This is a genomic window from Streptacidiphilus alkalitolerans (genome assembly GCF_042511045.1).
Classification (GTDB): domain Bacteria; phylum Actinomycetota; class Actinomycetes; order Streptomycetales; family Streptomycetaceae; genus Streptacidiphilus; species Streptacidiphilus alkalitolerans.
The window spans coordinates 190558-213579 of the sequence record NZ_JBHEZX010000006.1; the positions used below are offsets into that span (position 1 = coordinate 190558).

The following is a 23022-nucleotide window of genomic DNA, read 5'->3' on the forward strand; positions in this document are numbered from 1 at the left end:
ACTGACACGGCAGGCCGCGATTCTAGGAATCACGGCCTGATCAAAACAGGGTCTGCGCAGGGATTGGCGCAGTTGTCGTCAAGGTGTTTGCGGGAGCACGACAATGGACAGGTATGACCGGATCCGGGCATACCTGTCCAACCGTCAGACTGTCGCTGTTCTGCCGTACCGTCAGAAAGCCGCCTCCAGGGGGCTGCCTTCAGGGGGCTGCGGTCAGCGAGCCGCCGTCAGGGCAGTACCGGGTGGACCGCGACGGGCCAGCTCATCCGGACGACCCCGCCGTCCTCGTCCGTGCTGATGTCCAGGTCGTCGACCAGCCCGCTGATCACGGCGAGGCCCATCGCGGCCTCGGCCGCGTCGTCGCCCTCGCCCTCGGTGCTGTGGCTGCTCGTCCCGGTGCCGCCGACGCCGTCGCCGACCTCGATGAAAAAGCGCTTCTCCTGCTCGACGAGGGTGACCCGCACCGCGTCGTCGATACCGCTGCGGCGGTGCAACCCGACCGCGCGCGAACATGCTTCACCCACGGCGAGGCGCACCTCGTCGAGGACGGATTCGTCTACTCCAGCCCGGCGGGCGACGGCCGCGGCGACGAGCCGCGCGGTCCGTACGTGCTCCGGGAGCGCGCTGAATCGGAGTTCGACGGTGGCCATGGCTCCCCCTCGAAGGTTCGTCTCTCCGACCCGTTCCGGGCCGGCCCGAGGTCCCTGACAGGGACCTCGGGAAGTCGCGTCAGCCTGATTGGCAGGGCAGCGCCCTGGAAATCAGTCGGTCGCGGCCACGGCCTCGTCCACAGAACTGTGGATGGGGAACACCTTGGTGAGCCCGGTAATGCGGAAAATCTTGAGGATGCGCTCCTGGTTGCAGACCAGACGGAGCGAACCCTCATGGGCGCGTACCCGCTTGAGCCCGCCGACGAGCACTCCCAGTCCGGTCGAGTCCAGGAAGTCCACGCCTTCCATGTCCACGATCAGGTGGTAGTGACCCTCGTTGACGAGCTCGACGAGCTGCTCACGCAGCTTCGGCGCGGTGTACACATCGATCTCGCCCCCCACCTCGACGACCGTGCGGTCGCCAACGGTACGGGTCGACAGGGACAGGTCCACGGAACCTCCAGCACCTTGCTCTCACAGCCTCACGGCCCACCCGGACGGGGGGACGCACTGCCGTGACGGCATCGTTGCGATTCTTGGCCGTTGGCGGGGCAGGTGCCCCGATGCAGGCCGCGATGGCATTCAACCACTTACGACCAGGGCAGCACGACGCCTTGCGGCGAATCTCCACCGGTCTGGTGACAGACTGACTGCCGATGAAGCCGCGCCCGGACCCGCCCGCGACCGTTCTCGACAGGCTCACGGGAGCCCGAGGACGGCAAGATCGGCTCACTCATACGGAGCACCTGCCCGCCCGTGCCGCCAGGTATGCAATCTGGCCACCGGGAGTTCGGCCGGAAATCGTCGCTGCCGTGGAGAAGAGCGGAATCGCCCAGCCCTGGACACATCAGGCAGAAGCCTCTTCTCTGGCGATTCATGGCCAAAATGTGGTGATTGCCACAGGTACTGCCTCGGGCAAGTCGCTCGCCTACCTCGCCCCCGTGCTCAGCGCGCTGCTGGACGGCACCGAGGCGCCGAACGGGCGCGGCGCGACCTGCCTGTACCTCTCACCGACCAAGGCCCTCGCCGCCGACCAACTACGCCGAATGGGTGAACTGCGCGCCGCCGGGGACGGCTCGCTGGACCGGATCCGCCCCGCCGCCTACGACGGGGACACGCCCTTCCAGGAGCGCGAGTGGGTCCGCCAGTACGCCTCCCTGGTGCTGACCAACCCGGACATGCTGCACCGGGGCATCCTGCCCGCCCACGCCCGCTGGGCCTCCTTCCTCCGGGCGCTGCGCTATGTGGTGATCGACGAGTGCCACACCTACCGCGGTGTCTTCGGCTCCCATGTGGCCCAGGTGCTCCGCAGGCTGCGCCGGCTGTGCGCCCGCTACGGCAGTGAGCCGGTGTTCCTGCTCGCCTCGGCCACCTCCGCCGAACCGGGGCTGTCGGCGAGGCGGCTGACCGGGCTGCCGGTCACCGAGGTCACCGACGACGGCTCGCCGCGCGGCGAGACCGTCTTCGCGCTCTGGGAGCCGCCGCTCACCGAGCTGCACGGCGAGCTGGGCGCCCCGGTCCGCCGCTCCGCCACCGCGGAGGCCGCCGACCTGCTCGCCGACCTGGTGCTCGACCGCACCCGGACGGTCGCCTTCGTCCGCTCCCGGCGCGGCGCGGAACTGATCTCGGTGATCGCCCAGGAGCACCTGGCCGAGGCCGCCGGGCACGCCGTCGCCCGCCGGGTCGCCGCCTACCGCGGCGGCTACCTGCCCGAGGAGCGGCGGGCGCTGGAACGCGCGCTGCACTCCGGGCAGTTGCTCGGACTGGCCGCCACCAGCGCCCTGGAGCTGGGCGTGGACGTGGCCGGACTGGACGCCGTGCTGATCGTCGGCTACCCCGGCACCCGCGCCTCGCTGTGGCAGCAGGCCGGTCGGGCCGGCCGCTCCGGGCAGGGCGCGCTGGCCGTCCTGATCGCCCGGGACGACCCGCTGGACACCTATCTGGTGCACCACCCCGAATCCCTGTTCCGGCAGCCGGTCGAATCCACCGTGCTCGACCCCGACAACCCCCATGTGCTGGCCCCGCACCTGTGCGCAGCCGCCACCGAACTCCCGCTCGGCGAGACCGACCTGGAGCTGTTCGGCCCGTCCACCCCGCTGCTGCTGCCGCAGTTGGAACGGCGCGGGATGCTGCGCAAGCGGGGCAGCAGCTACTTCTGGACCCGGCGCGAGCGCGCCGCCGACGCCATCGACATCCGGGGCGGCAGCGGCACCCCGGTACGGGTGGTGGAGGCCGACACCGGACGGCTGCTCGGCACCGTGGACGCGGGCTCCGCCCACACCTCGGTCCACACCGGGGCCGTCCACCTGCACCAGGGGCGGACCTACCTGGTCCAGGAACTCGACCTGGAGGAGGCCGTGGCCCTGGTCGTGGAGGCCGACCCCTCGTACAGCACCGTCGCCAGGGACACCACCGCGATCAGCGTGCTGAGCACGGACCACGAGGTGGCCTGGGGCCGGGGACGGCTCTGCTTCGGCTCGGTCGAGGTCACCAACCAGGTCGTCTCCTTCCTCCGCCGCAGGCTGATCACCGGCGAGGTGCTGGGCGAGACCAAGCTCGACCTCCCGCCGCGGACGCTGCGCACCAGAGCCGTGTGGTGGTGCGTGACGGACGAGCAGCTCGACGACGCGGCCGTCCTGCCCGAGGAGCTCCCCGGCGCCGCGCACGCCGCGGAGCACGCCTCCATCGGCCTGCTCCCGCTGTTCGCCACCTGCGACCGCTGGGACATCGGCGGGGTGTCCGTCCCGCTGCACCCGGACACCGGGCTGCCCACCGTCTTCGTCTACGACGGCCACCCCGGCGGGGCGGGCTTCGCCGAACGCGGCTTCCAGCGGGCGAGGGAGTGGCTCGGCGCGACGCTGGCCGCGATCCGCGCCTGCGAGTGCGAACGCGGCTGCCCGTCCTGTATCCAGTCCCCCAAGTGCGGCAACGGCAACGACCCGCTGGACAAGCCGGGCGCAGTCCGGCTGCTGCGCCAACTGCTCACCGACGGCGGGGAGCCGGGGGTGCCCGGGACGGACATCGAGGCGGAGCCGGGCGGCCAGGGCCGGGAGGCGGGCAGCACGGGTGCCGGGCCCTCGGCGTAGAGGGGGGCGGCTCTGGCTCGTCCCTGTGCGGGTGGGAGACCGGCGAACAGCCCGCCGGGCAGCCCGCCGGAGAGCGGGACCCGCACGGTCACCTCGACCGCGTCCTCCGCCGCGTCCCGCTCCAGCACGCAGGAGACCAGCACCGCCCGCTGCGCTCCGGCGATCCTGCCTGCCTCGGCGCAGGCCGTCCCGGGCTCCCAGAGCAGCCGACCCGCCGCCGCGAGCGCGGCCAGGTCCGCCGCCGCGGCTGCCCGGTGCCGGGCCGCGGCGGCTGCCGCGAGGCCGAGCGCCCCGGTGAAGGCACAGCAGCCCAGCATCAACAACGCCACCAGCCAGACCGTCGCCGACCCGGCGTCGCGGTCACCGCCGCGCGTTCCCGCGCCGCCCCTCATCCCGACACCCCTGGTCCGCCCGGTTCCCTGGCCGCCACCGCGGTGGCGGCGACCGGTAGGGACAGCAGGCCGCCGAGGCCGCCGGGCGCCCGCGACACCGCCGAGACCCGCACCATGACCGTGCCGTCCGACTCGCTCAGCTCCACCGCCGCGCCCGGTGGCGCGCTGCGCCGGGCGAGGTCCAGGACCTGGCCCTCGGGGTCGCCCCGCGCCGCCGCCCGGGCCCCCTCCCGGGCCGCGTCCACGCAGCGGACCTGGGCCGCCCCGACCAGCACCCCCCAGACCAGCATGCCGATCAGCATCACCAGCACCGGCAGCACCACCGCCGTCTCCGCCGTCACATAGCCGCGGTCCGCGGCCCCCGACGCCGGACGTGAACGCGACCTCCGCTCACACCGCCTCCGCTCACACCGCATGGAGAGCCCGGGTGACCAGCGCGTTCAGCGCGGAGGACACCGCGCCACTGGTGACCACCTTGTACAGCAGCGCCGCGAATCCGCAGGCTGCCACCGTCCCCACTGCGTATTCCGCCGTAATCCTTGCTTAGTTCTTGTGTCTCTTTACAGCCCGCAGCCGTCTCAGCTGTTGAACATATCCGTTGCACTTATGCGTGTCTCAATCGTAGTCTCCAGGCATGCATCTGACCTACTTCAGTTCCAAGGACTGGAAGAGCTGGGACCTGGAGCGACCCCCCTTGATCCCCGAGGGCATGCCAGTTCTGGCCGACGAGGACCTGATCTTCGAGGACAACGGCGTGCCGAGACCGGCCGCGGTGGCGAACCTTTGGTTGCGTGAGCTGCCGATCAGCGGAGCCCCGGCGCGGAGGACCTGGAAGTCGTACGCCCAGGCTCTGAGGAACTGGTTCGAGTTCCTGGCCACGATCGACGTGCATCCGTTCGACGAGCGGACAGTCCTGAGGGCTGCGCTTGCGGCGTTCTCGGAGTACCGATTCGCTGGCCCGCTGGAGGAGCGGTGGGACGAGGGGACCTGGGATCAGAACATCAGTACGGTGGCCAGGTTCTACGCCTGGGCCGTTGACGAGGGGCATTGCGCGGCGGTGCCGTTCACGTACGCCGTGGTGCGCCGGTACACGGAGGCCGGGCTGCAGTTGGTGCGGAAGAACACGGCCACGGTGCGGCGGGCCAAGCCGCACGTGACGGTGAAGTACCTGGAGGCCGACTTCCTCCAGCTGTTCCTGCGAGGGCTCGCGGGGCTGCGGCCAGATGGCGAGCCGGACGCCTTCCGGGGCCGGCACCTGGGGCGGAATGAGGCGATGGGGTCGCTGGTGGCCTCCGCTGGTCCGCGCGCGCAGGAGTTCACGCACCTGCTGATCTACGAACTGCCGCGGGCGCCGGCTAGGCGGACCGAGGTGCCGATCCGATTCCGGCTGGCCGCCGCGATCACCAAGGGCAAGAAGGCCCGGGAGACATGGGCCAGTTGGGACAGTCTGGCCAAGATGGGCCAGTACATCGAGCTGGACCGTGCGGGCATCCTTGCCGGTCGCCAGTACCGTCCTGCCCCACGGCTGGGTGAACCGCTGCTGGTGAGCGACCCGGACTGGGAGGGCGGCAAGGTCAACGGGCGACGGGTGTCGTGGCGCAAGCTGACCTTGAACGAGAGGCTGCGGCTGGTCACCCCCGAGGGAGAACCGGCGATCATCGGGGTGAAGTCGGACGGGACGCCGTTCGTGGACTGGGCGACGGCGTTCCGGCGGACCTCGGAGCGCATCAGGCAGGACTTCGAGCCTCGCTTTCCGATCGTGGGTCCGCACATGCTGCGGCACACGATGGCGATGCTGACCTTGGAACGCCTGGTCAAGGGCCACTACCAGCGGGCAGCGGCACTGGTGGCGGACACGAACGAGGACGCCGCGCTCGCGCTGTACCTGACCAAGCAGGACCCGATGCTGGTGCTGCGCGACCTGTTGGGCCATTCCAGCGTCGTCACGACGGAGATCTACATCCAGCGCCTGGATGTGCACCGGATCTACCGGGAACTGTACGAGTCCGCCGGCCGAGAGTCGGGCCTGGCCCAGGCGGAAGCGCTGGCGGAGTTCGAGAATGAGGAGGACGGCTCATGGTGACCCGAGTCGAGCATGATCCGCTGCGCATCGAGTTCACGTTCCCCGACGGGAGTTCCTGGACAGGTCGCCTGGCGGGCTCTGTGAACCCGCGACTGACGGAGGACCTGGCACTGGGGGTGGTCCAGCTCATCCATCCGCTCGGGCCGTGGACGACCAAGGGCACAGCAGTGGTCTACCTGTCCCAACTGCGCAGGATGGTGGCCTTGTTGGCCGAAGCCGGCTTCCACGGCGGTGTGGGGGATCTTCGCCCGGCCCACATGCTTCCCTTCTGGCTGGCCGCCTCCGGAGAGCGAGTGGCATCCACTCGGCGCTTGCTGGAGGGCTGCGGCGAGCACGTCCACTCCTCCCTGCGCGCCCACCTGGCGGGCAACGCCGTCAAGAAGCGCCCGAGGTCCGAGCCGCTGGAGCCCTACACCGAGGACCAGTGGCAGGTGATCGAGTCGGGCCTGCGCACGGTGGTGAGGCAGCACCTGTCCGTTCAGCGTGAGCTCCTGGCCCTGGCGGAACTGGGGCCCGATCCCTCGGACCGGGGACTGAACCGACAGAACTATGCATGGCTGTTCTCCCAGCGCGGGCCGCTGAAGGTGGCGGACACCGCTGCGGCGCTGGGCGTGTCGACGGCGCCGTTCACCTACGGCGGCAGCCGGTTGCTGTTCGAGGTGCGCGAGGGCCTGTTCCCTCCGGTTCGGCTCGCGGCCGCCGCCAAGGCGCTGTTCGGCGTCTACAGCGGGGTGGTCCCGGACGGGATCAGCGACCTGGGTCTGGGCGACGTCACCTGGGCCGGGGACAAGTCTGTGCTGTTGGACTACGTCAAGCGCCGGCGCGGCCCGGAGTCGGTGAACCTGCCTGCCCGCGCGGTGCGACTGCTGGAGGCGTGGCTGGAGCTGTCGACACCGCTGCGGCGGATGGCCCCGGCGCAGGTCGCCGAGGATCTGTGGCTGTTCTCCACCTCGCACCGCGGGATGCCGCCCCACAGGGACGGGCCGGAAGTGATCGCCATCTCCTCGTTCGCCGCCGGCAACAAGGCCGGCGGGCGAAAGGCCCGTCGGAGCCTGGCGGTGGAGATCGGGCTGACGGACCATGAGGGACAGCCAGTCCCGCTGCACTCCGCCCGGATCAGGACGACCTATCACAACCGGTTGGCCCGCCGGGGCTGGACGGGCCGGACCCGCATCGACCCCAACCACACCCGTGAGGTCGAGGGCAGCCACTACGTCTCGACGACGACACCCGCGCAGGCCGATGCGGTGGACTCAGTCATCGAGGACGCCCAGGCTGAGATCGTGCGTCGGTCGCGTCCGCCGCTCGTGCTCACCGACGCCCAGGCCGCGGACTTCGCCGCCCAGTACCCAGGCGAGGTCGCCCGCCTCGGACTGGACGACGAGTCCTTGGCCGCGCTGCTGGGCAGCGAGATGGACGTCTTCACGGCCGCCTGCGCGAATCAGTACGCGGGCGAGCACGGCCCGGCCGGAAAGCCGTGCCCGGCACGGCCCTGGGTCTGCCTGCTGTGTCCGCTGGCTGTCTTCCTGCCCCGGCACGCGCCGAACCTTCTGCGGCTGAAGGCGTACTTCGCCCGGCAGTCCCGGCAGATGACCGTCAGCCAGTTCATCGCGGTGTTCGGCCCCTTCGCCGACAGGCTCACCCACGACGTCCTGCCCCGCTTCGATGCCGCCGTGCTCACGCAGGCAGCCGCCGACGTCCAGGACGTCGACGCCGAGCTGCCGCTCCGCCCCGAGGAGGTCACCGTATGAACGCCCGCCGTCCCCGCCGCAGCAAGATGATCATCACGGTTGCGACCGGTCCCATTCCGCACGAGTGGGCGGCTGCCTCGCCATTCGCGGGCCTGGAGGTGTGCGCGACAGCGGGGTGGCAGGTCACGGCAGGCTCCCCGGTCCCGCGGTTCGACGAGGACTTCTGGGACTGCTCAGGCGTGGTGGGGCTTCCCAAGGGGCTGGCCTACAGCGCCCGCTGCGTGAACTTCGCCAAGATCGTGGACCCGGCGCTCCGGTTGACGGCCAAGGAGTACGTCTTCGCGCTGCTGGCGCCCGAGCACGAGAGCGTCCTGGCTCTGCCGCACGCGAACCGGGACCACGTCAAGCCTCCCACCGCCTCGCACCTGGCGAAGGCCACGACGGCCTGGATGAACTACGTCACCGGCCAGGGGCTCAGCTGCCTGGCGGAGGTCCTGCAGGAGCACTGCGACGCCTACCGGCTGATGCGCTCGCAGGGCCTGCGCAAGAACAGCCGGCCGGTGTCCGCCGCGACCCTGGCCAGTGCTCTGCAGCCGGTGAAGGAGATGGCCGACTACGGCGCGGTGTTCAGCGTCGACGGCTACCGGCCCGGGTTCAAGCCCTGGCCGAAGCAGACGATGGTGCAGCTGGTGGGCCGCAAGGTCAACCCGGCAGGGGACACGCTCCCAGTCGCGGAGGAGGTCTTCGCGCCCACGGTCGCTGCCGCGCTGTTCCTGGTGGAGACCGTGGGCCCGCTGGTCGCGGCGGAGTACGGGACGCTGGAGAGCCGTCGGGACTCGCAGTGCAAGGAGAGGATCGGCGACGAGGAGCTCGCCGCGCTGCAAGGGGTCCTGGACCGCTATGTCCGTGAGGGGTCACCCCTGCCCGAGTGCAACGAGCGCCAGGTGCCGCGGCGGATCACCCGGGGCTGGGCACCGCAGGACCCGATGCTGCGGCTGGACTTCAATGCGCTGTGGCGCCAGGCCACCGGTTACGGGTCCGTCTTCGACGCCCACATCCCCCTGATCCGGCCCCTGCTGGTGCAGGCCCTTGGCCGGGTGGGTCTGGCCGGTGCTTTCGGACGCGACGCGGCCTTGATCCCACGGGCGGACGACCCGAAGACGCTGGTGCCGTGGACGGCGCCGCTGACCGCTGACGGTCTGCGGGACCTGGTCCAGGTCCTGGTCGGGACCTGCCGGATCCTGGTGGCTGCCCTGAGCGGCATGCGCGCCAGCGAACTGGACGAGCTGACGGGGGACTCAGCGCAGGAACCGGTCCAGGTCTCCGGCGGCACGTCACGGTTCCGTCTGGCCAGCAAGCTGGTCAAGGGCAAGCCGCTGGGCGGTATCGACGAGCAGTGGGTGGTGCTGGAGCCCGCCTGGCGGGCGGTCAAGCTCGCCGCCCAATTGAGGAACGCCGAGGGCGAGGACCCCGTCTTCAGCGCCCAGCAGCTCTCCTACCTCCACGAGCGGCTCCGTGAGTGGGTCAACGGCGAGGCCGGGCAGGGCCTGGGCTTGGCCGCGATCCCGCCGGGGCCGGTCAACGGGCGCATGCTCCGCAAGACGCTGGCCCTGGAGCTGGCCCATCGACCCGGTGGCCTGCTGGCATCGAAGATCCATCTCAAGCACATCACCGTGGTCACCACCGAGGGCTACGCGATGCGCCCCGGCGGATCGCAGGGCTCGCTGCTGGCGGAGATGGAGCGGGAGGCGGCCGGCCACCAGCTGGAGCTGACCCGGCAGGCGTTCGAGGACTTCCGTGCCGGGCGCATGCCCGCCGGTCCCGGCGCGCGGGAGCTGATCGCTGCGTTCGAGCACATCGACACCCAGCTGAAGGATCACGACGCGGGCACCGCGACGGTGCTGGACAGCGACCGCAGGCTGGAGAACCTGCTGCGGCAGCAGTCCAAGCACCTGCACCTGCAGGCAGCGAACTACTGCTGGTTCCGCGACCCCAGCCGGGCCCTGTGTCTGAAGCTGGCCGGCACCCCGACAGCGGACAAACCACTCGCGGGGATGTGCGACTCCGCGCGCTGCCCGCAAGCCACCCACCACCCCTGCCACCTGCCCGTCTGGCAGTCGCAGGTGACATCCGGGAAAGTCTTCCTGGACAACCCGCGCTTCCCCAAGGGAGAGAAGACGCGGCTGTCCGTTGAGGTCGAGCGGGCCCAGCGCGTGACCAATGAGATCATCGTCGCAAGCACCTCGGGAGGGTGAGATGGCCCGGATCAGCGACGATGCCCGCAGCCGCAACGAGGACGCCGTCCGAGCCGCGATGGACCGCCTGCTGCGGGGCGAACTACCGCCCGGCGGGAAGCTGGACCTGAAGACGCTGGCAGCTGAGGCCGGGGTGACCCGGACCGGCTTCTACCCCAAGGCGAACCGGGACGGCAGCACCCGGCCAGGGCCCTACCAGCATCTGGCCGAGGAGTTCGAGCGGCGGCTCAAGGCCCTCCAGGCGGCCGGAGAGGTCCTCGATCCCAGGGACGCGCAGATCGCACGCCTCAAGGCCGAGAACGAGGCCCTACGGACACGCGTGGCCGCCAGGGACGCGACGATCGAGACGCTGACCGCGTTCAGAACCACTGCGGTGTCCCGGCTGGCCGCCCAGCACGCGGAGATCGAGCGCCTGCGCAACGCCCTGGAAGGCGCCGCGAACATCCGCACGCTGCCGGTCCGGGCCCGCGTGGACCCGAACCGGTCCTAGGGAGCCGCGCTGCTGTCCCGCCCCGGGCCCCGAGGCAGTCGTCCCCGGCCGCTTCCCCCGGTGTCAGCGAGGAAGCAGCCGGGTCGGCTCGGCGAGGGTCAGATCAGGCGCTGGGTGAGGGCGCCGGTGAAGGCGGCCCATTCGGTGGCGGTGAACCGAAGGTCGGGTCGGTCGGGGTTCTTGGAGTCGCGGACCGCGACGCCGCCGCCGGGCAGGTCGGTGATCTCCACGCAGTCCTGGTTGGAGGCGCTTATAGGCGACTTGCGCCAGACAGCACCGGTCAGATCGTGGCTGTAGAGGTCGGCCTTGGGGTCGGTGGTGCTCATGAACTGTGCCCTTCCATGTGTTTCCTGATGGCCTCCCGCGACTGGTCCGCGGGCAGTGCGGCGGCGACGATCCGGTCGAATGCCTCCATGAAGGCTTTCTCTTCTGCCGGGTCGCCCTCTTGGTGGCGCATGTCGGCCCGGCTCTCGATGGAGATCAGGGTGGGCCAGGGGTGCTGGAAGCGGGTGATGGTGAAGTTGCCGGAGGCGCCGGGGTGGGCTCCCGCGGTCAGGGGCATGACCTGCAGGGTGATGTTCGGCAGGTCGGCCATGTCCAGCAGGTGGCGGAGCTGTTCGCGCATCAGGGAGGGGTGGGAGGCGAACCGCTGCAGCAGCAGGCTCTCGTGGAGGACGACCCAGTACTTCACCGGGTTGCCGGGCCGGGTCAGGATGGCCTGGCGGGCGATCCGCAGCTCGGCGATGGCGGCGTGCTGGTCGGGGGGCAGGTCGAACGCGGAGGCGGCGGTGATCTCGCGGGCGTAGGAGCCGATCTGCAGCAGGCCCGGGATCACCGTGGGCTGGTACTGGCGGATGCTCTCGGCGTCGGACTGCGAGCTGATCAGGTCCTGCAGGCGCTGCGGGGCGACCTCGCTGTAGTTGCTCCACCAGCCGGTCTTGCCGGCGTCGCGGGCCAGTCCCTCCAGGGCGGCGACGGTCTCGGGCTCGGCGACGCCGTAGTGCCCCAGGAGGGCCTCGACCTCCTTGGCGTTGATGCGGGCCTTGGCGTTCTCGATCCGCGAGAGCTTCGGGCCGTCCCAGCTGCCGCCCATCTGCTCGGCCGCCTGGTCCAGGCTCAGCCCCGCCTGCGCTCGGTAGGTCCGCAGTGCCTCGCCGAGTCGACGGCGGCGGAGCGTGGGCAGTGCGCGTACGTTCGGCATAGGTGCGATCCCTCTCCTGCTGGGTGCGGTACCCGGTGCTCTGGGTGGAGTCTGACACTCCAGGGGTGCACAAGACACCGGATTAGGTAATCAACCTTTTGCTAATTCCGGTTACAAGGTTGTGAGTTGAGGATAGGCGCGGGAAGCTGAAGGCGGCAGCAATGTGACCAATCGTCACTTTCTGATCTTTCCTGACGCGTGGTCACTGTTCATCAGTCCACCGCCGCCGGCCTCCCCTCCCCGGGCCCGGCGGCGGCTTCCAGCGACCGGAGCCCTCCATGACCGGACACCACATCAGCCACGCCAGCCCCCAGCAGGGCCGGGACCTGGTCTACGACCCCCGCGCCGGGCAGTCCGCCCTGCCGATCCAGATCCACTACGCCGACGGCACTAAGGCCGAGAGCCTTCTGATCCTCACGCCCGACCAGGTCGAGCTGTTCCACCTCCAGGCTGACCGGGCCATCGCCCAGCGCACCGCCACCGGCGGCGGGTCATGAGCGCCGACCCCGGGGACGGCCCGGAGATCGGCGACCTGGTCGAGGACGGCGAGGGCCACCGCCGGGTGGTCACCGACATCCTGCAGGGCGAACGGGTGATCCTGCGGCCGGCCACCGGCCCCTACCGGGAACTGCACGTGGACGAGCCCGCCGTCATCAGCGTGATCGCCCGGCGCGGGTGCTGGAGGTGACCCGGACCTCCGCCCCGCCACCGGTGACGCACCGAGCCAGGACCGACATCGCCGCCGCGATCCTCCTGGTCCTGGGCAACTTCCTCGGCCTGGGCGCCGTGACCGCAGTCGTGCACGCCGACTTCAGCGACCACTCCAACGCCATGGCGGACGCGGACCCCGCGGAACCGCCGGCGCTCTCCTAGACCGGCTGCGGGCCCGGCTGGACCCCGAGGTCGCCGGACCCGCAGCCCCTCAAGCCCCGCCCCCGGCCCGGGGACGGACTCTCCGCCCGCACTCGCGCGGGCGGACCACCGCACGGATGGGAAAGGTGGAGACCATGATGGACCTGACCGACAGGCTCGTCCGGTACCGCGTGCTGACCGGGGAGAACGACGACCCGGCCCGCCGCGGCACCAAGAACCTCGTCGCCCGCTCGGAGTGCGCGCTGACCTGCTCGGACCAGGACGGCATCGACCGCGTCATCGCCGCCCTGGAGTCCTCCGACATCCAGCTCAAGGCCCGCCCGGCCGACGAGAAGTTCTACGACTGGCAGAGCACCTACGTCGAGGTCGACCCCCAGCGGGCGACCGGCGGACGGATTCTGTTCGGCGTCGCCTGGTACGACGAGGCGTACTTCGCCGAGAAGTCCCAGGCGTTCGGCAACGACATGCACACCCACATGTTCAAGGCCCTGGGCGTGGAGCCCGGCGCCGTCGAGGTCACGCACTGGCGGCAGACAGCCATCGCCGCCTGATCCACCCACCGCAAGGGGGCAGGGCACCCGGCCAGTCCGGGTGCCCTGCCCCCTTTGACCTGCCCGTTCCCACACACAACGGATGGAGACGCATGGACGAGTTCGAACAGCAGGCCGACCGCTGGGACCAGTGGGCACCGCACTACGACACGCTCGGCACCGGACGGCACCACGAACGCGTCGCGGCCCGCCTGCGGGACCTGGCCCCGGCCGGCCCGGCGCTGGAACTGGGCTGCGGCACCGGCCAGGTCGCCATCGAGCTGGCCCGCCTCGGCACCCAGGTCACCGGCCTGGACGCCTCGCCGAAGATGGTCGCCGCGTTCAACGCCAAGGCCGCCAACCTACCCGCCCGCGCCCAGGTCGGCGACATGACCACCATCGGCCTGGACCAGCGCTTCACCCTCGTCTTCACCGTGGCCTCCACCCTGTTCGCCCTCACCTCCCAGGACGACCAGGTGGCCTGCTTCCGGGCCGCCGCCGACCACCTGGAGCCCGGCGGTGTCTTCGTGGTCGAGGCCGGAGTCTCGGACTGGGCCCCGGGCACCCGGCAGGCGATGAGCGTGCGCGAGATCGGCCAGGGGCACGCGTCCTGGTCGGCGATGCTGCACGACCCGGTCACCCAGACCGTCCGGTCCCAGGAGATCCGCGCCGACGCCGACGGCATGCGGCTGCTGCCGCTGGTCACCCGCTATGCCTGGCCCGCCGAACTGGACCTGATGGCCCGGGTCGCCGGCCTGCGCAGGAGCGCCCGCTTCGGCGACTGGGAGGGAGGTTCCTTCAACGCGGACAGTAGGCGGCACGTCACGCTCTACACTCGAAGCACTCCGGGTGACAGCTGACGCACTAGCCGAACGGAACACCAGTGCCCCACTCCCTCCACACCACCGCAGCGCAGTTGATCGCCTCCGTGTGGGGGGAGGAAGCGGGCCCGGACCCCGTCCTGGTCGTCGACCGGCGCGGCACATGCCTGTGGCGAGTCGAGACCCGAACCGGCCCCTTCGCCCTGAAGATCACCACCCCGTGCCCGGACCCGCAGGGCCACGTCGACTCCGAGCGCCTGGCCCTGGTGGAGGCCGAACTGCTGCTGGCGCTGGCCGCCGACAACACGCTGACCGGCCTCTACGAGGCCCACGGCACTCTCGCCGACCAAGAGGGCAGCTGGCTGGCCCTGCGGTGGGTCGGCGGCGACGATGCCGAGGCCGCGTTCGCCAAGCTCCGCCACCAGCCCGACCCGCGCACCGCCGCCACTCTGGCCGCGACCATGTGCGAGGCGGTGGCCGACCTGCACGCCGGCGGCTGGCGGCACGGCGACCTCCAGGACGCCCACTTCATCCTGGACGGCACCCGCGCCCAGCTCCTGGACTTCGCGATGGCCCACGCCCCCGACCGCACCCCCGGCAGCGGCCCGGTCACCTACCGCGGCGCCTACGACTGGTTCATGTCCCCCGAACTCGCCCAGGCCCGCCTGACCACCACGCCCGCCGAGGACCTGCCGCTGACCACCGCCTCCGAGGTCTGGTCGCTGTGCGCGGTGATCTACGCCTGCTGGACCGGCACCTACCCGATCAGCACGAAGACCACCACGCAGAGCACCCCGGAACTCCGCACGGAGCTCGCCTCCGGGCACTGGAAGCCGTGGGAGACGACGCGACCCTGGCAGTACCCGGCGTTCGAGGAGATCATTACCAGCGGCCTGCGGCTCGACCCGGCTCAGCGGCCCACCGCCCGCGACCTACAGCACGCGTTCGAGCACGCTGCCGCGACGACCGAGCCGCAGTAGCCGTCCTGTAGACGACACCGATAGCGACGTCACCCCAACTCCGAGGGCGGCGTGTGCTTCTTCTGGGCCGCCCGGAGTTTGGCCAGCCCGTCGAGGGTCTTCTGCCGCAGGGTCAGCTCTCTCAGGCAGACCTCGACTGCGTCCTCGGCGAGTCCCTTATCGGTGACCTGCCAGCGGTAGACCTCGTACCGTTCGCGGCCCTCGCGGGCGAAGAGGTCCACCATGCCGGCGAAGGGCCCCGTCGGTTCGCTGTCGAGAGGCTCATCGCGGGCGTGGCGGATAAGCCCGAAGTCGCGCAACCGCTGGCAACCGTCCTCCCAGGCGTCTCGGCGCAGCCCGAAATCCTCTTCCCGAGCCTTCCCGTACAGGTAGACCCCGGACTTGGCGTGCTGGTCAGCAGCCCACTGGCTGAGCGCCCGCAGGATGAGCCACGTGGCGATCTCCGACGGGCGGAGCACCTGGACCCAGCCCTTGAGGAAGAAGTCGACCGGGACTGAGACGGTCCTAACGCTCCAGTGGCGCTGTGGCACGGTGTAGATCGCGGGCGTCTGTGTCTCGCCCCGGCCGGTCTCCTGCATGAGCGAGAACTCCGCGTACTTCCGCCGGTTGCCGCTCTTCGCCTTGGGCACGGTGACCAGCGCCCGCTCCGGATGCTCGTCACCGAGTTTCTCCAGGGTCAGCAAGGCCGACTTGACCTGCCGCAGCCGCAGGTCACCTCCGTTCCGGCGCTGCTTGGTGTCGGGCATGTACATCTCCGACGCCGTGTCGTACGCGCCGTCAATGGCGATGAAGTCCGACCAGGAACCAACGCCAGTGAGCGGGCGGTCGTTCACCCATGGCTCCCCCGTGGAAAGGCGGCACTGGGCCTCGAAGAGCGCCAGGAGGTAGAAGCGCTGCGCGACGCCCTGCGGCAGAACCAGTCGGACCAGAGGAGCCGAGCCCCCGGGCGACTGGATGAAGCCGAGGCGCAGGATCACGTCGGCGGGACTCTTGCCAGTGGTCCACACGGTCCGCAACGCCGCGCCCGCCTCGGCGATGGCGCGGCTCCTGTTCATCTCCACCAGGCGCCGGAGCCGACGCGCATGCACTTCACGAGTGTCAGTCATGCCCACCTGTTTCTTCGACGCCTTGCTCTCAACGCCTTGATCCGCAATAGAGATGATAACTATATAACTATGTGTCTCAGTGCGGATCAAGGCGTTGTCAGGCTCCCGCAGAAGTGCCCTTGCGAGGGGGGATTCTTTAGGTGTGAGCCCCGACAGGGGTTCGGCGGCACCGCCGTTCGCGCAGATGCGCGAACGGCCCCGGCTGGTACCCGGGGCCGCTTCAACTCGAAGAACTCAACTACACAAGGAGCCCTATATGGCCAACGGTACAACCCCAACCCCGCCCCCGACTCCACCTCAGCAGCAAGATCCCGAACGGCTTCCCCAGCGATGGGCACTCATCCTCATCGCGTCGATCATGTTCGGGGTCATCTTCTTCGCCCTCGCTGGACCGCTGGCCGGCCTCGGTGCTGCAGGTGCCGCCGCACTGGGCCTCCACCAGCTGGTGGCGTAGCCGGACCCGGGGACGTCCGTACGGACGTCCCCGCCCGCACTCCGCTCGCCACCACCCAACTGCGGGCCGTCCCGGACTGCCAGTCGTCGGCCATGCGAGGGCACTGCCAAGTGACCTTCGTCACCTGATACGGTCTTACGACCCCACTGAAAGGGACACCAGTCAAACGATGAGAGCGACAACTCCGCCCATCGCAGCCGCAAGCTAAAGCGACACCACCTGCGTGGGACACGGTGAGTGCCGCGATAAACAATCTGGTCATCCCGGCGTCGGGACGGAAGCGTGCCAGCCTGCGGCGGATCGCGGAGATCCCGTGCAGGGTCCAGACCTGGGCCACCGAGAGGGCGAGCATCAGCATGCCCTTGACGCGCTGCAGGCAGAGGCTGCCCAGCGGCAGGTGGGACTCCGGGGCGTCGATCAGCGCGTCGAACCGGTCGAGCTGCGTGTTCAGCACTGCGGTCCCGCTCATGGGTTTCTCCTCTTGTGGTAACGGTTATGACGCCTGATCAGATCCGTACGAGAAAGCCTCCGGCCAGGCCGGTGACCACCGGCACTACGCCGATCAGCACAAACGCGGGCAGGAAGCACAGCCCCAGCGGGGCCGCCGCGAGCACGCCGGCCCGGCGGACGCGTCCCTGCGCGGTGGTGGCCGCGGCCGTCCTGGCTCCTTCGGCGAGCCGGGCCAGCCCCGCCGCGGGCGGCGCGCCGCTGGCACTGGCCCGGACCAGGCAGCGTGCGAGCGGGCCCAGCACCGGATCCGTGCCGAAGCGGCCCCAGCTCTCCTCGGCGTCCGCGCCGGTCCTGATCTCCGCCGCGACCCTGGCCAACCGGCTGGCCATCGGCCCGCCCAGGGCCCCGGCGACTGCCTCGGCGGCATCGGCCGGGGCGCACCAGGAGGACAGGCACCCGGCCAACAGGTCGGCGGTGAGCGGTAGTTGATCGCGCAGCTCGCTGCTCTCCCGCCGTCTTCGGCGCTGTTCCGCCGTCGGCGGATCCGGCAGCCAGCGGTATCCGGCCGCGCCCGCCGACACCCCCAGCACCAGGCCCGCGACCCCGCCCACGGACAGCGCCAGACCGGCCCCCAGCAGCAACGAGGCACCGACCCTGACCAGCCGCGGCGACAACTGCCGCGCCGACCCCGCCTCCGGACCGCTCCGGACGACCGCCCGCCACCGCCCTCGCCACCGTTCCTGCCCGCGCCCCTGCCACCACCCCGGGGGCCGCTCCAGCGGCAGCCCTGCCGCTCTCGCCCGTGCCCGCAGCCTCTTGTCCGCGGCCACTCCGACCGCTCCGAGCAGCAGCGCCACCACCCCGCCCAGCAGGGCCGCCCCGACCACAATTCGATCCATCCCGCACTCCCCGCCTCTCCCCAGCCTTGTCCATAGCGTCCATAGCGATGTCCGTCGCGTGCCGGACGCCCTACGCCGCGGCTTCCGCGCCCCGGGCGATCCGTCCTGTCCAGGCCAGCCCGGCCCACTCCAGCGCCGTCCCGAAGAGCAGGCAGAGCAGCCCGCTCGGGGTGTGCAGCAGCATCCGCAGCGGATCGGCGCCGAGCGCCGCTCCCAGCAGCAGGCCGAACACCGGCAGCAGCGCCAGCAGCCCCGCCGTGGACCTCGGTCCGGCCAACTCCGCCCGGACGCTCTCCTGCAGCGCGCGTTGGGCACGCAGCCCCTCGGCGACGCGGTCGAGCCCCGCCGCGAGGCCGGCCCCGCTGGACGACGCCACCTGCCAGCAGGCCGCGATCCCCGCCGCGCCCTCCGCCCCGGGCAGTTCCGCCAGCGCCCTGAACGCCTCCGGCACGCCCCCGCCGTAACGCACGGCAGCGAGCAGGACGGTGCAGTCCAGCACCGGCGGCCCGGACGCCGCAGGGCCCGCCGCAGGGCCGGTGAACTCCACCGCGGCCATCTCCACCGCCTGGTGCGGTGTCGCCCCGGTCCTCAGTTCCCCCGCCAGGGCCGCGCACAGGGCCACCACGGCCGTCCGACGCCGCTCCCGCACCCGGGTGGCCCGGCGGCGTCGGCGCAGCCGTATCGCAGGGACGACGGCCCCCGCGGCCAGCGCGGCCACCAGCGGTGAATGGGTGGGCCAGGCCGCCAGCAGCCCCAGCGGGAGCAGCAGCAGTTCCGGCGGCGGCCTCGTCCCGCTCCAGGGGCCGAGCCGCCAGGGCCCCCCGTGGCGCAGCCGGGCCCAGCCGCCGTCCCGCTTCTCCCGCTGGGGTGCCCGCCGCGGAAACAGCCGGTCGCGGCGCCGCTGGGCGGCCTCCCAGCCGGACAGCCACCAGGCCGCCCAGCTCAGCAGGCAGAGCAGCGCCCCGGCCGCGGTGGCCCTGGCCACCGGATCCGCCACTCCCGCCAGCGCCAGCACCGCCCCTCCCCACTCCCGCACCACTCCGCCGCCCGCGCCACCGCTTGCCGCCCCACCGCTGACCGCCATCACCGCTCCGCCTCGTTCCGGTCGTTCCGTTCACCGGGCCCGCGCCACTCACCCGGCACACCGCTGAACCCGCCGCCCAACCCGTCACCCCGCCCGCCGCAGAGCCGTTCCAGCCGGGCCCAGCCGGCACCGCGCAGCATCCGCCCGTCCCGGTCGAACCGCACCGCGGGCTCGGTGCCGACCAGCCCGTCCGGCTGCCGGGTCAGCACCCGGACCTCGGCCACCCGGCGCTGTCCGTCCGGCTCGCGGACCAGGTGCACCACCGCGTCCAGCGCCGCGCCCAACTGGCTGTGCAGCGCGGTCCGGTCGAGCCCGGCCACCGCCGCCAGCGCCTCGAGCCGGGCCGGGACGTCGGCCCCGGCGTTGGCGTGCACGGTGCCGCAGCCGCCCTCGTGGCCGGTGTTCAGCGCGGCCAGCAGATCCAGCACCTCGGCCCCGCGGACCTCGCCGACCACCAGCCGGTCCGGACGCATCCGCAGCGCCTGCCGCACCAGGTCGCGGAGGTCGACGCGGCCGGCCCCCTCCTGGTTCGGCGGACGGGCCTCGAGCCGCACCACATGCGGGTGGTCCGGGCGGAGTTCAGCCGAGTCCTCGACCACCACCAGCCGTTCGGCCGGCCCGGCCAGCCCCAGCAGGGCGGCCAGCAGCGTGGTCTTGCCGCTCCCGGTCCCGCCGCTGATCAGATAGGACATCCGGGCCTCGACCATCGCGCCCAGCAGTTCCGCGCCCTGCGCCGTCACCGATCCGGCCCGGACCAGCTCGGACAGGGTGAACGCCCGGCTCCGGCTGGTCCGCAGCGAGATGTGGGTGCAGCCGACCGCGATCGGGGGCAGCACCGCGTGCAGCCGGGTCCCGCTCGGCAGCCGGGCGTCGGTCCACGGCCGGGCGTCGTCCAGCCGCCGCCCGGCGGCGGTCGCCAGCCGCTGGGCCAGCCGCCGGACCGCCGAGCGGTCGGCGAAGCGAACACCGGTCACCCGCTCCAGGCCGGCGCCGCGGTCCACCCAGATCTCGTTCGGGCCGTTGACCAGGACGTCGGTGACCGCCGGATCGGCGAGCAGTGCGTCCAGCGGCCCGGCGCCGACCATGTCCGAGCGCAACTGCCGGACCAGCTCCAGCACTTCGGCATCGCCGTAGGGACGCCCCTGCGCCCGCAGCGCCTCGGCCACCCGGCTGACGGTCGCCTCCGCACCGGCCTCGGCGAGCCGCAGCCGTACCGAGTCCAGCAGCGCCGCCCGCTGCGCCCCGCCCAGGCCGCCGGTGCCGTCCACCGGCACCGCTCCCGCTCCGCCCCCGGGCACCGCTCCGGTTCCGGACCCGGCCTCGGCCCATACCCAGCCCGGGCTCACGCGGCGCTCCCCGTCCCGGCCAGCGCCTCGGCGAGGAAGGCGGTGCAGAAGCGGGCCAGCGGTCCGCGCGGGCTGAGCCCCGGCGGCCTGCCCCGCTCCAGATCGGCGGCCAGGCCGGGCTCGGCGGCCAACTCCCCCGCGAGCGGCATGCGCAGGCCCTCGGCGATCTCCTCGCCCGCCATCCCGCTGGGGGCGGGCCCGCGCACCACCGCCCTGAGGTCGGCGAGACGCATCCGCACCGCCGAGGCCACCCGCCCGGAGGCGGTCATCGCCCGCAGTTCGGCCGGGATCACCAGCAGCCCGAGGTCGGTCTGCTCCAGTGCCTCCCCGGTCGCGTCGTCGATCCTCCGGGGCAGGTCGAGGACGACCACCCCGCCGCGCCTTCGGGCGGCCCCCAGCACCGTCCGCATGGCCGCCGGCGGGATGGTCAGCGCGTCGCCCCGATCCCAGCTCAGGGCAGTCAGGGCATGCATCCGGGGCAGTGAGTTCTCCAACTCCAGCGCGTTGACCCGGCCGCGCGAACCGGCCAGGTCGGGCCAGCGCAGCCCCGCCGTGTCCTCGCCGCCGAGCAGCAGGTCGAGACCGCCGCCCAGCGGATCGCCGTCGATGAGCATCGCCCGGTGGCCCTCCCTCGCCGCGGTGACCGCGAGCGCGCAGGCCAGCGTGGACGCCCCGGCGCCGCCCCGGCCGCCGAGCACGGAGACGGTCAGCGCCTGGACCCCGACCCCCTCGGCGGCGTCCGCGATCCGGTCGAGCAGCCAGGACTCCGCGTCCGGCAGGAAGATCACGTGCCGGGCCCCGAGCACCACCGCCCGGCGCCAGACCTCGACGTCGTCCAGGTCGGTGCCGACCAGCAGCACGCCGGGGCGGTGGCTCAGCCCGGTCATCCGGTCGGCCACGTCGTCGCCGACCACCACCAGCGGCGCGCGTTCCCAGGCCTGACGGGACGGCGGCGCCCCGCAGACCACCTGCGGCGAGGCGCCCGCAGCCGCGCAGATCCTCAGCAGGCTCTCGATCAGCCGCTCGTCCTCGCTGACCAGCAGTGGTTCCGTGGACGACGTGCCTGCCATGACTGCCTCCCCCGTGCTCCCGTGCGGTACGCCGGTGTGGCGTGGTCCAACCGTGCCGCGTAGGCGGAGATCGTCGGAGCGAGCCGGGGAGGGCTGTGGACAAGTCGGGGGCTGTGGATAAATCGCCCACTCGAAGGGATTACTTTTGCGGCGTCAGATTGACTTCAGATTGACTTGACTTCGGATTGACGCGGCACGGTCCTGTGAAAGGATCTCCGGAACACCCACGGAAATCCCGAATCCCCCGGGCATGCGACGACCCCCGCCGGGGGGGAGAGCGGGGGTCGTCCTCCACAGCCTGACTCGGGGGGGAGGAGCCAGACCGGGGCAGCACGGTCGCGAACGATCCGTGACTTCCATGGTGTACCCGAGGCCCCTCTCAGGCAAACCCGGGCGGCGGCCTCTTGGGCCGAATGGTGGGCCGACTGACAGGCCGATCGACGGGCCGGTCGCGGAGCGGCTTCCGAGCGGGTTGCCCCGGCGGCCCACTGCCGCCCTCCTGCCACCCGACGGGGTCCGCGTCTGCGAGGATCGACTACCGCAGTGGCGCGGGACCCCTCGGACTCGTGACTGTGGGAGCCCCAGCAACAGAGAGGGAGTCTTGGTGCGTCAAGCAGCGTTCTTCGACCTCGACAAGACCGTCATCGCCAAGTCCAGCGCGCTCGCCTTCAGCCGCCCGCTCTACCGCGGCGGCCTGATCAACCGTCGGGCCGTACTCAAGAGCGCCTACGCCCAGTTCGTGTTCCTGGCCGGCGGGGCCGACCACGACCAGATGGAGAAGATGCGCGAGTACCTCTCCTCGCTCTGCCGCGGCTGGAACGTCCAACTGGTCCGCGAGATCGTCGCGGAGACCCTGCACGACCTGATCGACCCGCTGATCTACGACGAGGCCGCCTCGCTGATCGAGGAGCACCACGCGGCCGGCCGCGATGTGGTGATCGTGAGCAGTTCCGGCTCCGAACTCGTGGAGCCCATCGGGGAGATGCTGGGCGCCGACCATGTCATCGCCACCCGGATGGCCGAGGCCGACGGCCTCTACACCGGTGAGATCGACTTCTACGCCTACGCCGGCAACAAGGCCAGCGCGATCCGCGCCCTGGCCGGGGTCGAGGACTACGACCTGGAGCAGAGCTTCGCCTACAGCGACTCGATCACCGACCTGCCGCTGCTGGAGGCGGTGGGCCACCCCTACGCGGTGAACCCGGACCGGGCGCTGCGCAAGGAGGCGGTCGCCCGCGAGTGGCCGGTGCTGGTCTTCAACCGCCCGGTGCAGCTGAAGCAGCGCAGTTCGGCGCTGACGGTGAGCAGCCGGCCGGTGCTGGCCGCAGCCGCCGTGGGCGCGGCGGCGACCGCGGCCGGGCTGGTCTGGTACGCGGCGAAACGGCGCAGCACAACGGCGTGATCCGGCGGCGATCCGGCCGTCGATCCGCCGGCTGACCGGTCGGACGGAAGGTAAAGAAATGCGCCCCCGAGTTCCGCTTCCACCGAATCCGCGCTACAAAGGAAGAAGACGGCCCGCGAGACCCGGATGGATCCGCAGTCAGGAATCATCGAAGTTTCA

General features: G+C 71.6%; 23 protein-coding genes and 1 pseudogene. 12 read left to right on the forward strand and 12 right to left on the reverse strand.

Annotated elements, in window-relative coordinates:
* Positions 1-227: 227 nt before the first annotated feature.
* Both ACEZDG_RS15940 and bldG read right to left on the reverse strand, forming a co-directional pair.
* Positions 228-650 carry an ATP-binding protein gene (locus ACEZDG_RS15940; protein WP_380509064.1) on the reverse strand — a complete coding sequence of 141 codons (423 nt, stop codon included), beginning with the start codon at positions 648-650 and terminating at the stop codon, positions 228-230.
* Between the two features lie 111 nt (positions 651-761).
* Positions 762-1103 (reverse strand): anti-sigma factor antagonist BldG, encoded by a 342-nt coding sequence (gene bldG / locus ACEZDG_RS15945; RefSeq protein ID WP_030253930.1) that lies wholly within the window; start codon positions 1101-1103, stop codon positions 762-764.
* A 203-nt stretch (positions 1104-1306) separates the two neighbouring features.
* Between bldG and ACEZDG_RS15950 the strand changes: the two genes are divergently transcribed.
* Positions 1307-3736: a DEAD/DEAH box helicase gene (locus ACEZDG_RS15950; protein ID WP_380509068.1), complete on the forward strand. Its 2430-nt coding sequence runs from the start codon at positions 1307-1309 to the stop codon at positions 3734-3736.
* A gap of 62 nt (positions 3737-3798) precedes the next feature.
* On the opposite strand, the pseudogene ACEZDG_RS15955 reads toward ACEZDG_RS15950, so the two are convergent.
* The 3 genes and pseudogenes from ACEZDG_RS15955 to ACEZDG_RS15965 all read right to left on the reverse strand — a co-directional run.
* Positions 3799-4128: pseudogene (locus tag ACEZDG_RS15955) on the reverse strand (Rv3654c family TadE-like protein); the annotation flags it as partial.
* Positions 4125-4469, reverse strand: coding sequence for a TadE family type IV pilus minor pilin (locus ACEZDG_RS15960; RefSeq protein WP_380509071.1), 345 nt, complete (start codon positions 4467-4469; stop codon positions 4125-4127). The gene ACEZDG_RS15960 and the pseudogene ACEZDG_RS15955, both read right to left, overlap by 4 nt.
* Positions 4470-4533: 64 nt before the next feature.
* Complete coding sequence (locus ACEZDG_RS15965; RefSeq protein WP_380509073.1) at positions 4534-4647, reverse strand: DUF4244 domain-containing protein; 114 nt, start codon at positions 4645-4647, stop codon at positions 4534-4536.
* Between the two features lie 115 nt (positions 4648-4762).
* Here ACEZDG_RS15965 and ACEZDG_RS15970 point away from each other — a divergent pair, with 115 nt between their 5' ends.
* From ACEZDG_RS15970 to ACEZDG_RS15985, 4 genes are read left to right on the forward strand one after another with little or no spacing between them, the layout of a single operon-like run.
* Complete coding sequence (locus ACEZDG_RS15970) at positions 4763-6211, forward strand: site-specific integrase (protein WP_380509076.1); 1449 nt, start codon at positions 4763-4765, stop codon at positions 6209-6211.
* Positions 6205-7962, forward strand: a complete 1758-nt coding sequence (locus ACEZDG_RS15975; RefSeq protein WP_380509079.1) for a hypothetical protein — start codon at positions 6205-6207, stop codon at positions 7960-7962. The genes ACEZDG_RS15970 and ACEZDG_RS15975 overlap by 7 nt, the downstream gene beginning before the upstream one ends.
* Positions 7959-10157, forward strand: coding sequence for a hypothetical protein (locus ACEZDG_RS15980; RefSeq protein ID WP_380509082.1), 2199 nt, complete (start codon positions 7959-7961; stop codon positions 10155-10157). The genes ACEZDG_RS15975 and ACEZDG_RS15980 overlap by 4 nt, the downstream gene beginning before the upstream one ends.
* Before the next feature lies 1 nt (position 10158).
* A complete protein-coding gene (locus tag ACEZDG_RS15985; RefSeq protein ID WP_380509085.1) occupies positions 10159-10647 on the forward strand; it encodes a hypothetical protein in 489 nt (162 codons plus the stop codon).
* A 98-nt stretch (positions 10648-10745) separates the two neighbouring features.
* Here ACEZDG_RS15985 and ACEZDG_RS15990 read toward each other — a convergent pair whose 3' ends face one another.
* Both ACEZDG_RS15990 and ACEZDG_RS15995 read right to left on the reverse strand, forming a co-directional pair.
* Positions 10746-10973: a DUF397 domain-containing protein gene (locus ACEZDG_RS15990; RefSeq protein WP_380509088.1), complete on the reverse strand. Its 228-nt coding sequence runs from the start codon at positions 10971-10973 to the stop codon at positions 10746-10748.
* Positions 10970-11848 carry a helix-turn-helix domain-containing protein gene (locus ACEZDG_RS15995; RefSeq protein WP_380509091.1) on the reverse strand — a complete coding sequence of 293 codons (879 nt, stop codon included), beginning with the start codon at positions 11846-11848 and terminating at the stop codon, positions 10970-10972. The genes ACEZDG_RS15990 and ACEZDG_RS15995 overlap by 4 nt, the downstream gene beginning before the upstream one ends.
* A 278-nt stretch (positions 11849-12126) precedes the next feature.
* Here ACEZDG_RS15995 and ACEZDG_RS16000 point away from each other — a divergent pair, with 278 nt between their 5' ends.
* From ACEZDG_RS16000 to ACEZDG_RS16025, 6 genes are all read left to right on the forward strand, one after another.
* Positions 12127-12345, forward strand: a complete 219-nt coding sequence (locus ACEZDG_RS16000) for a hypothetical protein (protein WP_380509095.1) — start codon at positions 12127-12129, stop codon at positions 12343-12345.
* The gene (locus ACEZDG_RS16005) at positions 12342-12536 is read left to right on the forward strand and encodes a hypothetical protein (protein ID WP_380509098.1); all 195 of its coding nucleotides are present in this window, start codon (positions 12342-12344) and stop codon (positions 12534-12536) included. Before ACEZDG_RS16000 ends, ACEZDG_RS16005 begins: the two co-directional genes overlap by 4 nt.
* Positions 12533-12721 carry a hypothetical protein gene (locus tag ACEZDG_RS16010; RefSeq protein ID WP_380509101.1) on the forward strand — a complete coding sequence of 63 codons (189 nt, stop codon included), beginning with the start codon at positions 12533-12535 and terminating at the stop codon, positions 12719-12721. The genes ACEZDG_RS16005 and ACEZDG_RS16010 overlap by 4 nt, the downstream gene beginning before the upstream one ends.
* Before the next feature lie 134 nt (positions 12722-12855).
* On the forward strand, positions 12856-13272 hold the full coding sequence (locus ACEZDG_RS16015; protein ID WP_380509104.1) for a hypothetical protein: 417 nt from the start codon (positions 12856-12858) through the stop codon (positions 13270-13272).
* 92 nt (positions 13273-13364) lie between these two features.
* Complete coding sequence (locus ACEZDG_RS16020) at positions 13365-14111, forward strand: class I SAM-dependent DNA methyltransferase (RefSeq protein ID WP_380509107.1); 747 nt, start codon at positions 13365-13367, stop codon at positions 14109-14111.
* Between the two features lie 23 nt (positions 14112-14134).
* The gene (locus ACEZDG_RS16025) at positions 14135-15052 is read left to right on the forward strand and encodes a protein kinase domain-containing protein (RefSeq protein WP_380509110.1); all 918 of its coding nucleotides are present in this window, start codon (positions 14135-14137) and stop codon (positions 15050-15052) included.
* A gap of 29 nt (positions 15053-15081) precedes the next feature.
* Here ACEZDG_RS16025 and ACEZDG_RS16030 read toward each other — a convergent pair whose 3' ends face one another.
* From ACEZDG_RS16030 to ssd, 5 genes are all read right to left on the reverse strand, one after another.
* Positions 15082-16158: a hypothetical protein gene (locus tag ACEZDG_RS16030; protein ID WP_380509112.1), complete on the reverse strand. Its 1077-nt coding sequence runs from the start codon at positions 16156-16158 to the stop codon at positions 15082-15084.
* Between the two features lie 960 nt (positions 16159-17118).
* Complete coding sequence (locus ACEZDG_RS16035) at positions 17119-17961, reverse strand: type II secretion system F family protein (protein WP_380509115.1); 843 nt, start codon at positions 17959-17961, stop codon at positions 17119-17121.
* 70 nt (positions 17962-18031) lie between these two features.
* On the reverse strand, positions 18032-19045 hold the full coding sequence (locus ACEZDG_RS16040) for a type II secretion system F family protein (protein WP_380509118.1): 1014 nt from the start codon (positions 19043-19045) through the stop codon (positions 18032-18034).
* The gene (locus ACEZDG_RS16045; protein ID WP_380509812.1) at positions 19045-20319 is read right to left on the reverse strand and encodes a TadA family conjugal transfer-associated ATPase; all 1275 of its coding nucleotides are present in this window, start codon (positions 20317-20319) and stop codon (positions 19045-19047) included. Before ACEZDG_RS16045 ends, ACEZDG_RS16040 begins: the two co-directional genes overlap by 1 nt.
* 68 nt (positions 20320-20387) lie before the next feature.
* Positions 20388-21461, reverse strand: coding sequence for a septum site-determining protein Ssd (ssd, locus tag ACEZDG_RS16050; RefSeq protein WP_380509121.1), 1074 nt, complete (start codon positions 21459-21461; stop codon positions 20388-20390).
* Between the two features lie 601 nt (positions 21462-22062).
* Between ssd and ACEZDG_RS16055 the strand changes: the two genes are divergently transcribed.
* Complete coding sequence (locus ACEZDG_RS16055; protein WP_380509124.1) at positions 22063-22863, forward strand: HAD family hydrolase; 801 nt, start codon at positions 22063-22065, stop codon at positions 22861-22863.
* Positions 22864-23022: the final 159 nt, after the last annotated feature.

Bases quoted from the DNA above. Each gene is read 5' to 3' on its own strand.
- ACEZDG_RS16005 (WP_380509098.1), top strand. From the start codon at position 12,342: ATGAGCGCCGACCCCGGGGACGGCCCGGAGATCGGCGACCTGGTCGAG.
- ACEZDG_RS15970 (WP_380509076.1), top strand. From the start codon at position 4,763: ATGCATCTGACCTACTTCAGTTCCAAGGACTGGAAGAGCTGGGACCTG.
- ACEZDG_RS16040 (WP_380509118.1), bottom strand. From the start codon at position 19,045: ATGGCGGTCAGCGGTGGGGCGGCAAGCGGTGGCGCGGGCGGCGGAGTG.
- ACEZDG_RS16020 (WP_380509107.1), top strand. From the start codon at position 13,365: ATGGACGAGTTCGAACAGCAGGCCGACCGCTGGGACCAGTGGGCACCG.
- ACEZDG_RS15980 (WP_380509082.1), top strand. From the start codon at position 7,959: ATGAACGCCCGCCGTCCCCGCCGCAGCAAGATGATCATCACGGTTGCG.
- ACEZDG_RS15990 (WP_380509088.1), bottom strand. From the start codon at position 10,973: ATGAGCACCACCGACCCCAAGGCCGACCTCTACAGCCACGATCTGACC.
- ssd (WP_380509121.1), bottom strand. From the start codon at position 21,461: ATGGCAGGCACGTCGTCCACGGAACCACTGCTGGTCAGCGAGGACGAG.
- ACEZDG_RS15950 (WP_380509068.1), top strand. From the start codon at position 1,307: ATGAAGCCGCGCCCGGACCCGCCCGCGACCGTTCTCGACAGGCTCACG.
- ACEZDG_RS16000 (WP_380509095.1), top strand. From the start codon at position 12,127: ATGACCGGACACCACATCAGCCACGCCAGCCCCCAGCAGGGCCGGGAC.
- ACEZDG_RS15940 (WP_380509064.1), bottom strand. From the start codon at position 650: ATGGCCACCGTCGAACTCCGATTCAGCGCGCTCCCGGAGCACGTACGG.
- ACEZDG_RS15975 (WP_380509079.1), top strand. From the start codon at position 6,205: ATGGTGACCCGAGTCGAGCATGATCCGCTGCGCATCGAGTTCACGTTC.
- ACEZDG_RS16030 (WP_380509112.1), bottom strand. From the start codon at position 16,158: ATGACTGACACTCGTGAAGTGCATGCGCGTCGGCTCCGGCGCCTGGTG.
- ACEZDG_RS16035 (WP_380509115.1), bottom strand. From the start codon at position 17,961: ATGGATCGAATTGTGGTCGGGGCGGCCCTGCTGGGCGGGGTGGTGGCG.
- ACEZDG_RS15985 (WP_380509085.1), top strand. From the start codon at position 10,159: ATGGCCCGGATCAGCGACGATGCCCGCAGCCGCAACGAGGACGCCGTC.
- ACEZDG_RS15995 (WP_380509091.1), bottom strand. From the start codon at position 11,848: ATGCCGAACGTACGCGCACTGCCCACGCTCCGCCGCCGTCGACTCGGC.
- ACEZDG_RS16015 (WP_380509104.1), top strand. From the start codon at position 12,856: ATGATGGACCTGACCGACAGGCTCGTCCGGTACCGCGTGCTGACCGGG.